The sequence below is a fragment of the Paenibacillus campinasensis genome, from assembly GCF_002272015.1.
GTDB classification, from domain to species: Bacteria; Bacillota; Bacilli; order Paenibacillales; family Paenibacillaceae; genus Paenibacillus_AQ; species Paenibacillus_AQ campinasensis.
Map to the genome: position 1 here is coordinate 1 of NZ_NPBY01000102.1, position 13460 is coordinate 13460.

11 protein-coding genes and 1 pseudogene are annotated in these 13460 nt (G+C 50.8%); 10 read left to right on the forward strand and 2 right to left on the reverse strand.

Translation table 11 applies throughout. The annotated features are described in order from the left end of the window. A pseudogene (locus CHH67_RS26630) lies at positions 1–276 on the forward strand (tRNA-dihydrouridine synthase); the annotation flags it as partial. A gap of 650 nt (positions 277–926) precedes the next feature. Here the strand turns inward: CHH67_RS26630 and CHH67_RS24455 are convergent. Further along, positions 927–2453 (reverse strand): carboxylesterase/lipase family protein, encoded by a 1527-nt coding sequence (locus CHH67_RS24455; RefSeq protein WP_230875840.1) that lies wholly within the window; start codon positions 2451–2453, stop codon positions 927–929. A 128-nt stretch (positions 2454–2581) separates the two neighbouring features. Here CHH67_RS24455 and CHH67_RS24460 point away from each other — a divergent pair, with 128 nt between their 5' ends. Then, on the forward strand, positions 2582–3421 hold the full coding sequence (locus tag CHH67_RS24460; RefSeq protein ID WP_095267977.1) for an AraC family transcriptional regulator: 840 nt from the start codon (positions 2582–2584) through the stop codon (positions 3419–3421). A 221-nt stretch (positions 3422–3642) separates the two neighbouring features. Here CHH67_RS24460 and CHH67_RS24470 read toward each other — a convergent pair whose 3' ends face one another. Continuing rightward, on the reverse strand, positions 3643–4809 hold the full coding sequence (locus tag CHH67_RS24470) for a glycoside hydrolase family 27 protein (protein ID WP_244908320.1): 1167 nt from the start codon (positions 4807–4809) through the stop codon (positions 3643–3645). 150 nt (positions 4810–4959) lie between these two features. Here CHH67_RS24470 and CHH67_RS26635 point away from each other — a divergent pair, with 150 nt between their 5' ends. The 8 genes from CHH67_RS26635 to CHH67_RS24500 all read left to right on the forward strand — a co-directional run bounded on the left by CHH67_RS26635 (position 4960) and on the right by CHH67_RS24500 (position 13336). Beyond that, positions 4960–5115 carry a DUF4317 domain-containing protein gene (locus CHH67_RS26635; RefSeq protein ID WP_218832084.1) on the forward strand — a complete coding sequence of 52 codons (156 nt, stop codon included), beginning with the start codon at positions 4960–4962 and terminating at the stop codon, positions 5113–5115. A gap of 146 nt (positions 5116–5261) precedes the next feature. Beyond that, positions 5262–6215: a carbohydrate ABC transporter permease gene (locus CHH67_RS24475; RefSeq protein WP_095267979.1), complete on the forward strand. Its 954-nt coding sequence runs from the start codon at positions 5262–5264 to the stop codon at positions 6213–6215. After that, positions 6212–7057 carry a carbohydrate ABC transporter permease gene (locus CHH67_RS24480; protein ID WP_095267980.1) on the forward strand — a complete coding sequence of 282 codons (846 nt, stop codon included), beginning with the start codon at positions 6212–6214 and terminating at the stop codon, positions 7055–7057. The genes CHH67_RS24475 and CHH67_RS24480 overlap by 4 nt, the downstream gene beginning before the upstream one ends. A 120-nt stretch (positions 7058–7177) precedes the next feature. After that, positions 7178–8902: a sensor histidine kinase gene (locus CHH67_RS24485; protein WP_095267981.1), complete on the forward strand. Its 1725-nt coding sequence runs from the start codon at positions 7178–7180 to the stop codon at positions 8900–8902. Between the two features lie 113 nt (positions 8903–9015). Then, positions 9016–10341 (forward strand): ABC transporter substrate-binding protein, encoded by a 1326-nt coding sequence (locus CHH67_RS24490; RefSeq protein ID WP_095267982.1) that lies wholly within the window; start codon positions 9016–9018, stop codon positions 10339–10341. Between the two features lie 205 nt (positions 10342–10546). Then, complete coding sequence (locus tag CHH67_RS24495; protein WP_095267983.1) at positions 10547–12169, forward strand: response regulator transcription factor; 1623 nt, start codon at positions 10547–10549, stop codon at positions 12167–12169. 43 nt (positions 12170–12212) lie between these two features. Next, positions 12213–12386: a hypothetical protein gene (locus CHH67_RS26380; RefSeq protein ID WP_179292220.1), complete on the forward strand. Its 174-nt coding sequence runs from the start codon at positions 12213–12215 to the stop codon at positions 12384–12386. Positions 12387–12859: 473 nt separating this feature from the next. Then, positions 12860–13336: a hypothetical protein gene (locus CHH67_RS24500; protein WP_095267984.1), complete on the forward strand. Its 477-nt coding sequence runs from the start codon at positions 12860–12862 to the stop codon at positions 13334–13336. The last annotated feature ends 124 nt before the right edge of the window (positions 13337–13460 follow it).

Consider the following 13460-nt stretch of genomic DNA (forward strand, 5'->3'; position numbering starts at 1 on the left):
TGTCAAGGGGGTGCCCCTTTTCTCCCTATATTGCAGCGGATCTTATCCAGGCGGCCAAAGCCGGGGGACTGTCCGTTAACGCAAAAAACAAGGCTCGGTTTCAGCAACGTGGACGAGTGGCGCGGCTGGTTAACCCATATTTTGAAGCAAGACATTGTGAATCTGTCCATTCATCTGCGGACAAGAGACGAGATAAGTAAAGTAGACGCTCACTAGGAACTGATCCAGCAGATTAAACAGCTTCGTGATGAGGTCGCACCGGGCAACCGGTTATCGTCGGCGCCTTCTCCCTGGAATTCACGAGGGAGAAGGCGCCGTATTTATTCCGTTTGTCTCATCTCTCTCATCTCTCTCATTTGTTTTAATTGTCTCCTCAAGTTCCAGTGCTTCTTTGGTATGCTCTGCCTTGGAGAACAGGTTCATTAACTTGTCTTTATAGATGTACCCGAGGATAAACCCGACAACAGCAATAACGGATATGATGATCGTTACCGTGTACTGCTGTGTTTGAATGGTAGAACCTACCGCGGCCGATCCGATGATCCATGGCAGGCTCCTACCAGCAGGATGGTGAAGAATCGCAGGGAGTTAATCGACGTCAGTGCAGCGACGAATACTAACATATCTTTTGGCAAACCCGGAATTATAAAAAAATAAACAAAAAGACAGAAAACTTCCGCTCATCATGCATAAACGACATCCATTTCACATTTTGCTTATGGAGCAGGGTCAGATTAAGGAACGCGGTGATCATCATCACTTGCTGGAGAGAAAGGGCATATATTATCAATTGTACACGGGTGCTTTCGAGTGGGATTAATGATATTTAAATATAGCTAGACAATAAAGAGATAGCCATGCGAAGGTGCAGTGCTATCTCTTTATTGTTAAACGGATGGTGCAGATATACATAAGCATACGTATGCTTAGGCCACAGGGTCGTTCTTGTGTTCAAAATACTGCTTCAGCACAAATTCAAGCACAGGCCCAGGCTCTGCCCGTTGTAACTGAGCCTGATCGCCAAATTCCATAAGATACGGGTGTTCGATGGTGCAAGCGGCCCAGTGGGGCATTGGCTTTCCGGTAGAATCAGAGCCGTTCGGATCACCGGTGGCAATAAAATTGGACAGATAATTGCACATCTGGCGAGCCAGGTCGTAATGCTTGCCGGTGAACGGGCGCCAGCATTTGGCAAGTGTTTCGAAGAAAAACCACAGATCCACGGAGTGAAACGTACCTGGTTGATCCCAGCCCGGAATCTCTGCGTCGAAGTTATAATAATAGAGCGGTGTTTCCGACGGATGACCGCTGTTTGAACGAATAAGGAGATGAATGGCGTATTCGATCATGCGGACAGAAGCTTTCTCGAGTGCATGATCCAGGTCGCCGGTATCGGCTTCACATCGCTGCAAAAAGTCAGGAGCATCTTCGCCAAATCGTTCAGCCGCCATCTGCTTCAGTTCCTCCATACTGCTTACCGCAGGCCGGGTCCAGAACTCAGAGGACGTATGCCCAAGCATAACGGGAACAAGCTCACGTTGATGCTGCATGAAACGTGTAAACGGATCATCTACACAGAACTGATCATCGATGACCGTTCCCCAGAAGCTTTTATATTCTAACACCTTATCCCGCAAAGTGACCGCATCCAGCTGTCTCGCTTCATCCAGTGAAGATACCCCCAGGAAGCTGAAAAATTCAACGCCCTTCTGCTCGGCATCCCGCAGCGTGCTGCGGACAGCGGGTACATGCACATGGGGATACAGTTCGGTCGCTATACCGCTCATGATGACGGCTCGCTGGAACAGGCCTTTGTTCTGCGGGGATGTCATCTGACTGAGCACACTGCCGCCGCCGGCAGATTGCCCGCCAATCGTAATCTGATCCGGGTCACCGCCGAACGCGGCAATATTACGTTTGACCCAAGCTGTGCCGGCCTGCTGATCCAGATGTCCAAAGTTCGCAGGTGCGTGCGGTGACTCAGCACTGATCTCGGGATGGCACAAGAAACCGAAGGCATTCAGACGGTAGTTGATCGTGACAACGACAATGCCTCTGCGGGCAATGCGTTCGCCATCGAATTCCATCTCGGCTGTGTGACCCACCTGAAGCCCTCCGCCAAAGTACCAGACAAAGACGGGCAGCTTCTCATCGGTGCGCTTGGCAGGTGTCCACACATTCAAATACAGACAGTCCTCATCCATTGGCAGGTCCGGGTCAACAGCCCATTCCCGGGTATAGATGTTATTATCGTCGATCACGGTTGGAGCCTGCATGGAGATGGGGGCAAAATCAAAAGCTTTCAGCACACCATCCCAGTCTTCTGCGGGCTGTGGCGCGCGCCAGCGGTTCGGGCCTACCGGGGGTGCAGCGAACGGAATTCCTTTAAAGCTCGTAATACGAGGGTCTGCAGCGGGCAGTCCCTGGACTTGACCATTCTCAACGGTGACCATTCTAAGCAACACAACATTCTCCTCTCTGAATTGAACGTAGAATTCATGCCGATTCAAGATGTGTGGATACGCTTACAAATATGCTGCTCTATAATATAATGACTGATATCAAGAGTGGGGGTGGGGATGTGGACTCGTTATGGAGAGACGGAAGCAGAGCAAGCCAGATTTATTTTATCAGCGGCGGTCACAAACCGGTCAATCTGCATCAGTGGGGACCCGGCGTACGTGACGTCTATGCGCTGCATTACATCATTCGAGGGCAGGGCACATTGGAAACCGGGGGCCAGCATTTTCGGCTGGGTGCCGGAGAGAGCTTTATCATTTTTCCGCAAAAGGAGATCTATTACTACCCCGACCCTGTTGACCCTTGGGAATACGTATGGATGGAGTTCAACGGGCGAGACGCCGGACGAGTTGTAGAGTTGACACAGCTTACGGTCCAGCATCCTGTACTGCCAGCAGCGCCGGAGCCCCTGGAACCCTGGTTTCATCTGGCCTGGAACGCCGGTGCGTCGCCGAGTGAAGTGTTGCGGGCGGATGCCCGTTTACAACTGCTGCTCTCCTATTACATGGAATATTACCCTGGAGATCAGCAGGAGGAGCCGAAGGATTATGTGTGGCTGGCGAGAAAGTACATTGAGCAGAACTATTGGAAGCCATCATTAACGGTTACGGAGATCGTACAGGCCGTTAATCTGGAACGCAGCTATCTGTTTCGGAAATTCAAAGGAGCCACTGGCGAATCGGTGTCAGCCTATATTGCGTCATGCCGTATCCGGCGCGCCTGCGAGCTGTTGAAGACATCCGGTTTACCCGTTCAGTCCGTAGCTTACTCTGTTGGCTATCATGATCCGCTTTATTTTTCCAGAGTGTTCAAAAAGGCCACATCACATACACCTTCAGCCTACATGATGCTGCATCAGAAACGAGCAGAACCCGGTATGGAGGAACAAGCTCTACGCTAATGGATGAAGACACCATATTAACGAAAAAGAGCACAGTTACCGGACTCACGGAAATAACGAATCAGCTTCTCAATGGGCTCCCGTCCGCAATTCAGCTTCACACCGAGACAGTCGATGCAGAGGAATTGCTGGGCTGTGCGTGAGACTAATTTGAGATAGATTCCCACATCATCGGAAGAGAGCGGAACCCGACAGGCGGTGCACAGGCGACTGTGAGCCATTTACTTCACCAGTTTGGCCCGCACGACGAGACAATCATGAGCGGCAACAACTGGCGCGAAGCGTTCTCGATACACACCCAGTTCCTTATGCTCCCAGCAGTCATAGAGGGATAAAGCATAACCTGCGGCGTAAGGCAGCCCCATATCCCAGAATTGCAGGGACAGTTCGCGCTGGCTGTCACTCAGGTTGAAGAAGCCAATGGCCAGATCGCCATCCGTAAGCACCTTAACGAGCATGAATACATCGTCAGTGTGGAACCATTGCGGTTCAGGTTTGATGCGATATGCTCCGCGTGCCTCTGCATCCTGATTGATGGCAAGCAGGTCAGGGTTGAGCAATATATCCTTCGTTGCCTGGTTGGCCTTACGCACGTCACATCCGATCATGAGCGGTGAACCCATCATGGACCAGAGCGAGAAGTGAGTTTTATACTCGATATCATTGCAGCCGCCGATCGTGCCGATAAAGTCGTTATTGCTTCCGCCGTACATGCCAACAATGAGCATATCCATGTCATTATGGCAGAAGGAGCCTGTGTAGCTTTGTTTCCCCAGCTGTGACAGGGCCAGCTCCTTCACCGATTCCCAGTTATCTCGAATATCGCCGGTGGAACGGTACATATGTGCGCCGGATTCACGAATCCAGTCATATACGTTGTCGGCTCCCCAGTTGCAGGCCGAGAACAGGATATCGCGTCCGCAGTTTTTGAGTGCGAGGCTCATCCGTTTGTACAGCAGCTCACCGGAGATGTGGCGCGGCTTGAAACAGTAGTCGTATTTTAAATAATCGACCCCCCACTCGGCAAACAGCGCAGCATCCTGGAACTCGTGTTCGAAGCTGCCCGGGTGGCCAGCACAAGTATGTGTGCCTACGCAAGAATACATGCCCAATTTCAGGCCTTTCCCGTGAATATAATCTGCAAGCGCTCTCATACCATTCGGGAATTTCTCCGGATCAGCAACCAGATTACCGTCCGCATCCCGTTCCTTCAAACTCCAGCAATCATCAATGACGATGTACTCATACCCTGCCTCGAGATAACCCTCCGATACAAATACGTCAGCGACATCCCGAATCAACTGTTCGTTAATATCCCATGTAAAGGTATTCCATGAATTCCAGCCCAGCGCAGGGGCGAATCCCATTAGTGAATTGCTGCTCATCATCTCGCTTCCTTCCTCATCTGAATTTTGAAAGTAACTATTGTGAACTTACAGGAAGAGAGGCACTCTTAGCCATAGCTTGACGTTGCTTGGACATGGACAAATGATGCTCGGACCACATAGCTAAACGAAAATAAGCAGTGCTGATGAACCATGAACAAAAAAGAAGTCGCCCATATACGCAAGCAATTTAAGCTGGATCACGATTTACTCAGCTACGGTTTCAAAAACCACCCTGTGAAACAGACACCGATCGAGCACAACGTCCCGATCCGTCTAACTGTCCAGATTGCAGGGAAAGCGAGCTGAAGGCGACGTCTTTTATGGATTGGGATTGATGTTAATTCTACCTGACGACACATTCTGAAAATATTGAATGATTTTGAGCAATTGTCTTATGTAGTTCCCGGCGGCTCTCCTTCTATACTTAAAGTACGGAAAAGGAGAGTGAATTCATGGAACGAGCAACATCTTTAGCATCCGAAATACCCGTTCGCAAAAAGCCATTTCGCAAGCGCTGGGACTCTCCCCTTGCAGGTTATCTGTTTATTTCCCCTTGGTTGATCGGATTTCTGGCGTTGACAGCCTATCCGATGCTGTTGTCCCTGTACTATTCCTTCACAAATTACACCCTCATGAAGCCGATCGAGTGGGTCGGCCTGGACAATTACGAGCGCATCATTACGGCGGACGACAAATTTGCCCAATCACTCAAGCTCACGTTTTATTATGTACTCGCCTCGGTGCCGCTGAAGCTAATTGCCGCGCTGATGGTTGCGCTCCTGCTGAAAAGGGCTGTGCGCGGGATATCCGTCTATCGGACGGCCATTTATTTCCCTTCCTTAATCGGGGCGAGCATCGCGGTGTCCCTGCTGTGGAAGAATATTTTCGGCGTGGACGGTTTCTTCAACAAAGTGCTTGGATTCTTCGGAATTCCCGGAACGGGCTGGGTCACGAACCCCGATACCGCATTATGGTCCCTGATTGGCTTATCGGTATGGCAATTCGGCTCCTCGATGGTGATTTTCCTGGCGGGCCTGAAGCAGATCCCGAATGATCTGTATGAAGCCTCCGCAGTGGATGGGGCGGGCAAGCTGAAGCAATTTGTCAAAATCACGCTTCCGATGCTGTCGCCCACGTTATTCTTCAATCTCATCATGGGGATCATTAACTCCTTCCAGATGTTTACGCCTGCTTACGTCATCACCGGCGGCGGGCCGATGAACTCGACCTATGTGTATGCGTTATACCTGTATGAACGGGCATTCAGCCGCTATCAGCTGGGCTATTCCTCATCCCTGGCCTGGATCATGCTGATCTTGATTGTCGCTGCCGCCGTGATCATTAACCTGACGTCGAAATACTGGGTATTCTACGAATCCGAGAGCCAAGGAGGGAAAAGAAAATGACCAGACACAAATGGAACTCCGTGATCCGCCATGCGGTGCTCATCCTATTCAGCTTGGTGATGGTGTATCCGGTCATTTGGTGGATTGGCGCTTCGCTGAAAACGAACCAGGAGCTCAGTTCCCCGACCCTCTTCCCGTCCGTGCCGCAGTGGTCCAATTACATTAACGGATGGAATTCCGTTCCGGGCTTCACCTTTACCGACTTCTATTTGAATACCTTTTATTTAATTACGGCGGTCATCATCGTAACGGTCATCTCCTGTACGCTGGTCGCCTTCGGATTTGCAAGGCTGGACTTTCCGCTTCGGGGCTTCTGGTTCTCGCTGCTCATGCTCACGCTGATGCTGCCGGGCCAAGTGCTCATCATTCCGCAGTATGCGATGTTCCACCAGTTCGGCTGGGTCAACACCTACCTGCCGTTCATCGTGCCCCATGCGTTAGCGGGAGGTGCGGGAGGAACCTTCTTCGTCTTCCTGCTCGTTCAATTCATACGCGGGATTCCGCGGGAATTGGATGAATCGGCCAAGATCGACGGATGCAGCTGGTTCGGGATTTACTGGCGGATTGTGATGCCCTTGATGAAGCCTTCCATCGTGACGGTCATCATTTTCTGCTTCCTATGGAACTGGGATGATTTCCTTGGCCATCTCCTATACATTAATTCCGTTGACAAATACACGGTAGGCTTGGCGTTACGGATGATTAACGATTCACAAGGCGGCGCGGAATGGGGACAATTGCTCGCGATGTCGCTCGTATCCATTGTGCCGGCAACGCTGCTGTTTGTCTTTGCCCAGAAATATTTTGTGGAGGGCGTGGCTACCACTGGACTGAAAGGGTAGTGGCTAGCTCTGCCGATCTATTATAAAATGAGAAAACATTGAGGCAGCGGTTCGCCGCACGGCTTCAATGTTTTTTTCGGATCGGAATGGATAAGCATGGAGCATGGAGGATGAGCGCTTATGATCAATCCCTTCAAGAGATACCGGATCGATTCCCTGTTTATTATTTGCTTTGCTGGGCTGATCACGATTGTGCTGGCGATCACGGTATGGACCAGTTATGCCATGACTTCGCGGGAATTGGCTGACAACACGTCGTATTACCAGAAAAGGCTGCTCGAGGAGCTGAACAATGAAATTACGGGCCGCCTGACATCGATCGAGCAAATATCGCTGACAACGTCCAGGGACCATGATTTGCTTACGTTTCTGTCGGGAAAAGAAGATGAGTTCAACCACTACAGGCGGTCCAAAGGCATCCAGGAAGCGCTGGCTCATCTTACGTATTCGATTCCGCAAATTCAAGCCATCGATTTATATATGGAACAGCCGGAGTGGGGGGATCGGCAGAGCTACATTCAATTCCATGAATTAAAGGCTGCTGAGGCACAGCCATGGTATCCGTTGCTGCAGAACAATGACTTCTCCTGGTCAGAGGAGCATGATTTAACGACCTATAAAGGGAACGTGCCTGTGCTCAGCTTCTCCCGCAAGGTATACAACAACTCCCGATACTTGGGCATTCTTGTCGTGCATGTGAAGGCGGATTGGATCCGCGGGATTCTCGAGGGATACGCCAAGGATTCCAACCGGATGCTGCTGGATCTGAACGGCAGGGAGCTGCTGAGCGTCGGAAAATCAATGACAGATACCGGATTACAGGAGCAGGATTTGCAGTTCGCGGACCAATCCGGGGTGCTTCGGCAGCATACACAGCCGCATGGGGTGGAGTCTCTGGTTGTCTATTCCAAAGTCGCCGACTCCAACTGGATGCTGGTGGAGATTACCCCGTGGGAGCGAATCACGTCAGGCAGCGTCAAGCTGGCCGGCGTCATTATTACCATCGGCATCGGAGCCTTACTGCTGGCTTTCTTGTTGACACTATGGTTAAGCCGGCAATTGTTGAAGCCGATCGCCCAGCTAGTGAGAGCGATGAAGAATTACGATGTTGGAGGGAAGCAAGCGGAGCTGGCCGGCGATTACACGAATGAATTCGGCATTCTGTTTGCAGGGTTTCGCAGACTGAATGAGCGAATCCAGGCATTGTACGCCTCCCTGGCGCAGCGTTACGAGCAGCAGCGGAAGGCCGAAATCGAAGCGCTCCAAGCCAATATTAATCCGCATTTTCTATATAACACCTTGGACCAGCTGAACTGGATGGCGATTGCCGAGGGACAGGAGAAGATGAGCCGCATTCTGGAGCTGATGGGCCGCATGTTCCGTATCGGATTATCGCATGGAGAGAGCTTTATTACGATTGAAGACGAGCTGACTCATGTCGCATGCTATTTGGAAATTCAGCAGATCCGGTGGGAAGACGGACTGGAATATGAGGTACAGGCCTCTCAGGAAGTCCGGAATCTATTCATTCCCAAAATGACACTCCAGCCTTTCGTCGAGAATTCCATCATTCACGGATTCAATGCAAGGCAAAGCGGCCGAATTCAGATTAAGGCAGAAGAAGAGGGAGGCCGGGTCCGCATGACGATTACCGACGACGGAAGCGGGCTTGCTCCCGAGAGCATAGGGAGCCATCGCCGCAAGGGCGGTTACGGGATTCGGAATGTGAGAGAGCGGTTCTCGGCGTTCTTTAATGACAATTATGAGATCCACGTTAAGGACGGCGAGTTTGAAGGAGTGGTTGTAACGATCATCTTCCCAAGGCTCGAAGAAGCACAGACGTGAAGCATAATCAGGACGATTTTATAATAAATTGTGCATCTCTCTTATACACCCGTCATTCCAGAATTGATAGGATCATATTGACCACAATATAATGTTTCTAGGGGGAAGTCGGCATGAACAAATGGAAGCGATTGCAGATTCTCGCGTTATTGATGGTGTTCTCCTTGCTGGCAGCGGCATGCGGCGGCGGTAACGGAGATACCGGCACAAGCACAGGCAACTCAACCTCCACCAAGAACAATACACAGGCCGAAGGCGGTTCGGCAGACAACGTCAAGCTCCGGATTATGTGGTGGGGCTCGCAGCCGCGTCACGAAGCGACACTCAAGGCATTGGAGGCTTATACGGCGAAGAATCCGCATGTAACCTTCGAGCCCGAATACTCCGGGATGGACGGTTATCTGGATAAGCTCTCTACGCAGGCAGCGGCGCATAATGAGCCGGATATTTTCCAAATGGACCCGGGCTGGATTTCGGACTGGACCTCCCGCAACCAGCTGGAAGAGCTCGACACCAAGGTTAAGCTGGATGAATTGACGCCGAGCCTGCTGCCGATTGGGCAGAGAGAGGGCAAGCAATACGGCGTACCGCTCGGATCGGTTGCTTTCGGGATGATCTATGACAAAGCGGCTCTTGAGAAGCTGGGCGCAACGATGCCGGAGAACGGCTGGACCTGGGATGATTTCTTCGCATTGGCGGAAGAGGTAAAGCCTAAGCTGGCGGAAGGCCAATATTTCACGCTGGATTATGCCGGCAACTACTTCATGTTCAGCGCGTACCACTATGCCAAGGGCAAGGGGACCTTGATTACGGAAGACGGCAAATTCAATATCGATGAAGCGACGTTCCTGGAATGGACGAAGAAGTTTGAACAGCTGCGCAAGGACGGACTTGTGCCTCCGGCGGATCTAAACGCATCTGACAAGGAAATGGATCCGACGGCAGACCTGCTGGTCAACGGCAAAATCCTGTTCCGCTACTCCTTCTCCAATAACTACACTACATGGGACAGCATGAAGGAAGGGGCTTACGATCTGGTTACGATGCCGCGGGCCGAGGAAGCGGGAGGCTGGCTCAAGCCGTCCATGTACTTCAGCCTGTCGCCGAATTCCAAGCATAAGGAAGAAGCGGCCAAATTCATCGACTGGTTCATCAATGATCCGGAAGCAGGAGCCATTCTTGGCACCGCTCGGGGCGTGCCTGCCAATGCCAAGATCGCGGAGTCGCTGATTCCGAATCTGCCGGAAGGCGAGAAGGTCGGGATGAAGCTGATCGACGCCACGACGCCGGATGGACAGATCTTTACAACAGGACCGGAAGGCTGGGTGAACTTCATCGATAAAGACTTCCCGCTCGTCCGGGATGAGTTGAGCTTCGGCAGAACGACACCGGAGCAGGCCTATGAATCGCTCAAGAAGGCCGCGCAAGAATATGAATAACTCCTATACAATGGATGAGTGAGAACGAGAAGCCAGTAAGGGAGTAGAATGATTCGGTTATTCGGTGAAAGCTGTCTGTTAATATAGTTCTAGTCTACTCCGGTTTACGTCATGCCTGAGCGGTTTCACAGCCGATCGGGCATGGCGTATTACCGTTAGGGTGAAGCTATGTTCCTTTTTGTAAATAAGGAAGGGGGCTCTTCAGATGTGGAAGATAGGAATCGTGGACGACGACCGCGCCGTGCTGCAGGGAATCCGGAAAGCCATCCCGTGGGATGAACTGAATGCAGAGTGGGCGGGGGAAGCGTCGAACGGGGAAGAAGGGCTTGAAATGATTGCATCGGCCAGCCCCGACATCGTGATTACCGATTTATATATGCCTGTCATGAATGGTCTGGATATGATCGAGCAGCTACGGAAGAACACTGGCTATTCGGGAAAAGTGATCATTCTGAGCGGTTACTCCGACTTCGAATATGCGCGTCAAGCCTTGCGTCTGAACGTGAGCGATTACTTATCCAAGCCGATCAGCCTTCCGACGCTGAAGTCTGTTTTAAATGAAGCCATATCCGATTTGGAGGAGCGCGAAGAGATGCGCATGAAGCAGGATGAGCTGCTCCAGAAGCTGCAGCTTTACGAACCTTTCGTGGAGAAGGAGTGGGTCAAATCGGCCGCAGCCGGCGCCCTGCTGCAATCAGGACTCCAATCGGAAATTCCGGAGCCTTATCGGTATTGGACCGATCACGATCATACGGTCATCGGCATCGAGCTGGTCTACGATCAACGGGCAGCCAAATTAAGCTTGCCGGACTGGAGCCTCCTTCGATTTGCAATCAGCAATATGGCGTGCGAAATTACGCAGGCGGCATTCCCCCGCTTCGACCATACGGATCTCCACACCAACCGTTCGGTGATCATTATTCATCATGATCGAACAGAGCCTGCCGAGCGAGTGCGGCAGCGGCTGGAGCAGCTGGGTGTACGATTAATCGACTGTGTGCGGAACTACCTGAAGCTGAAGATCCGGATCGGCATCGGTGAGCGGAAGAGTTGCATAAGGGATATCGGCATCTCGACGGAAGAAGCCTTCCGGGCGATCGATGTGACTTCCCGGCCGGCCGTTCCGGAGCAAGAGCTGTATTTCTACAGTGCACAGGAGCCGGGCAATGCGGAGGCCAAGTCTCCGGTGCGCCCCGTTAAGCTATACCTGGAGCTGGCCGGCGCGATTCGTACCTCACAGGAGCATCAGGCGCAGACGATCATAAGGGACTATATGAAGCGGCTGGAAGAGGAAGGGGGCATCACCAAACCCTACGTCAGCATGCTGGCCGGCGAGCTGTGGGGCATTATCGCCTTTGCTTTCTATGAGACGGGGACCGTCGTTGACGATATCTTCCCGTATGACGGCATTACGCGCGAAATGGCGAAGCTGCAGCGTCCGTCCGAGCTTGCCGAATGGCTGATCACCAAGATCGGGCTCGTGTTCGGCAGCCGCGAATGGGGCGGGAACGGCAAGCATCGCCAGGCGGTCGACTTTATGATCGAGTACATTCACGAGCACTATGCCGAGGACCTTACGCTCGGTGGACTGGCGGATAAGGTGTATATTTCGAGAAACTACTTGTCGATGATTTTTAAGAACATGACCGGCGAAACGTTCAACAATTACCTGACCCGAGTACGGGTCGAGAAGGCCCGGGAGCTACTGATGGAGAAGAATGCATTGGTTTACGAAGTGGCCGAACAGGTCGGATATAAAAACGTTCCGTATTTCAGCACGGTATTCAAGAAATTCACGGGCATGAATCCGACGGAGCTTGTGAAGTGATCTTGGGGGAGTTGTGATGAATACCAGTTAGGATCCGGTATAGGTGCAGGTTGATGGAGACTCGCTGAAGCATGCTACAACAATAAAGCCGCTGGAAAGCCATTTGGGCAAGATCGTGACCACGCAGGCGGTTTCTTCGCAAGTATTTCGTATGGCGATTGAAGAATTGACCATGGGCATTGCTCTGCTGACAGGTGAGCAGCCCATATGGAGATAAGTGAAAGCGCCGCAAACTGGAATAACCAGGATAGCGGCGCTTTCAAGTTTGTTTGATGGCGTGGTATCATTCTGTTTGGTCCTAGTACTGAACGAACCTATTTGGTTGGATCTTCTTGCAGCAATGTAGAATAATCGAACGAAGGGTTAAGGTGCCGCCACAACTGTTATTCCCGTTGGGTTGTTTGTATCCGTAGCCACCTTGACCCCAGTATATATCAACATTAGCATATTCAATGGTGCCTGAAGTAGTGGCTCCAGTATTTGCGTCCCTTAAATAAATAGTGTCACCTGGAGTATCGCTAATGTAGACTCCCGTAATCATAGCCATATTTGAAGTTGAAGGGTACGGAACTCTAGGCCGACCGCTATATACTTGTCCATTTCCGACAGAAACTTCCCCCAAAAGGAATATAGATGATACTGAAACAAAAATTAAATCCCAACGTTAAATGTAAGAGGAGGGGATTGGGTTTGAAACAGTGTATTGTTATCATTGTTTTTTTAATTTTCCTCGGATGTCAGTCAATAAAGCCGGTTCAAATTACAGCATCGAGTACAGTAGCAGGTGCTTTGTCTAGTATGACTCAGGCTGATTATTCGGTAACGCTTTCGATCCCACAAAAAGTTAAGGTCAACGAGGAATTCACGATCAAGGCTGAACTAAAAAAGGAATTTGAGCAAAAGGTGACGATTTCGAGTAAGCAGCAAATGTTCGTCTACGTGATTAAAGATCGTAATGGGAAGCAGATTAATTCCTATGCGATTACGGACAAAGGAAAGAATCGAGAAGTTTCTGGTAAGGTTGTTATTTCTGAAAACTACAAGTATAAGATTAAGCAGCCTGGTAAATACGAAATCTCGGCAATAGCAGAATTTACAGTTATTAAAGACGGAAAGAGTCAAAATTATAAAATTGAAAGCGATTCTAAGAAAGTAGAAATAGAATAATAAACACTAACCCATGCGGAGATAAGTAAAAAAGCGACGCAAATCTGAAATCCAGATTTACGTCGCTTCTTATGGTGCGTCTTTCTTATTCCGAGCATAATTCAGTCGAAGTGACAGGAGGCTT

Bases quoted from the DNA above. Each gene is read 5' to 3' on its own strand.
- CHH67_RS24495 (WP_095267983.1), top strand. From the start codon at position 10,547: ATGTGGAAGATAGGAATCGTGGACGACGACCGCGCCGTGCTGCAGGGA.
- CHH67_RS24485 (WP_095267981.1), top strand. From the start codon at position 7,178: ATGATCAATCCCTTCAAGAGATACCGGATCGATTCCCTGTTTATTATT.
- CHH67_RS24455 (WP_230875840.1), bottom strand. From the start codon at position 2,453: ATGGTCACCGTTGAGAATGGTCAAGTCCAGGGACTGCCCGCTGCAGAC.
- CHH67_RS26635 (WP_218832084.1), top strand. From the start codon at position 4,960: ATGAACAAAAAAGAAGTCGCCCATATACGCAAGCAATTTAAGCTGGAT.
- CHH67_RS24490 (WP_095267982.1), top strand. From the start codon at position 9,016: ATGAACAAATGGAAGCGATTGCAGATTCTCGCGTTATTGATGGTGTTC.
- CHH67_RS24470 (WP_244908320.1), bottom strand. From the start codon at position 4,809: ATGATGAGCAGCAATTCACTAATGGGATTCGCCCCTGCGCTGGGCTGG.
- CHH67_RS24480 (WP_095267980.1), top strand. From the start codon at position 6,212: ATGACCAGACACAAATGGAACTCCGTGATCCGCCATGCGGTGCTCATC.
- CHH67_RS24475 (WP_095267979.1), top strand. From the start codon at position 5,262: ATGGAACGAGCAACATCTTTAGCATCCGAAATACCCGTTCGCAAAAAG.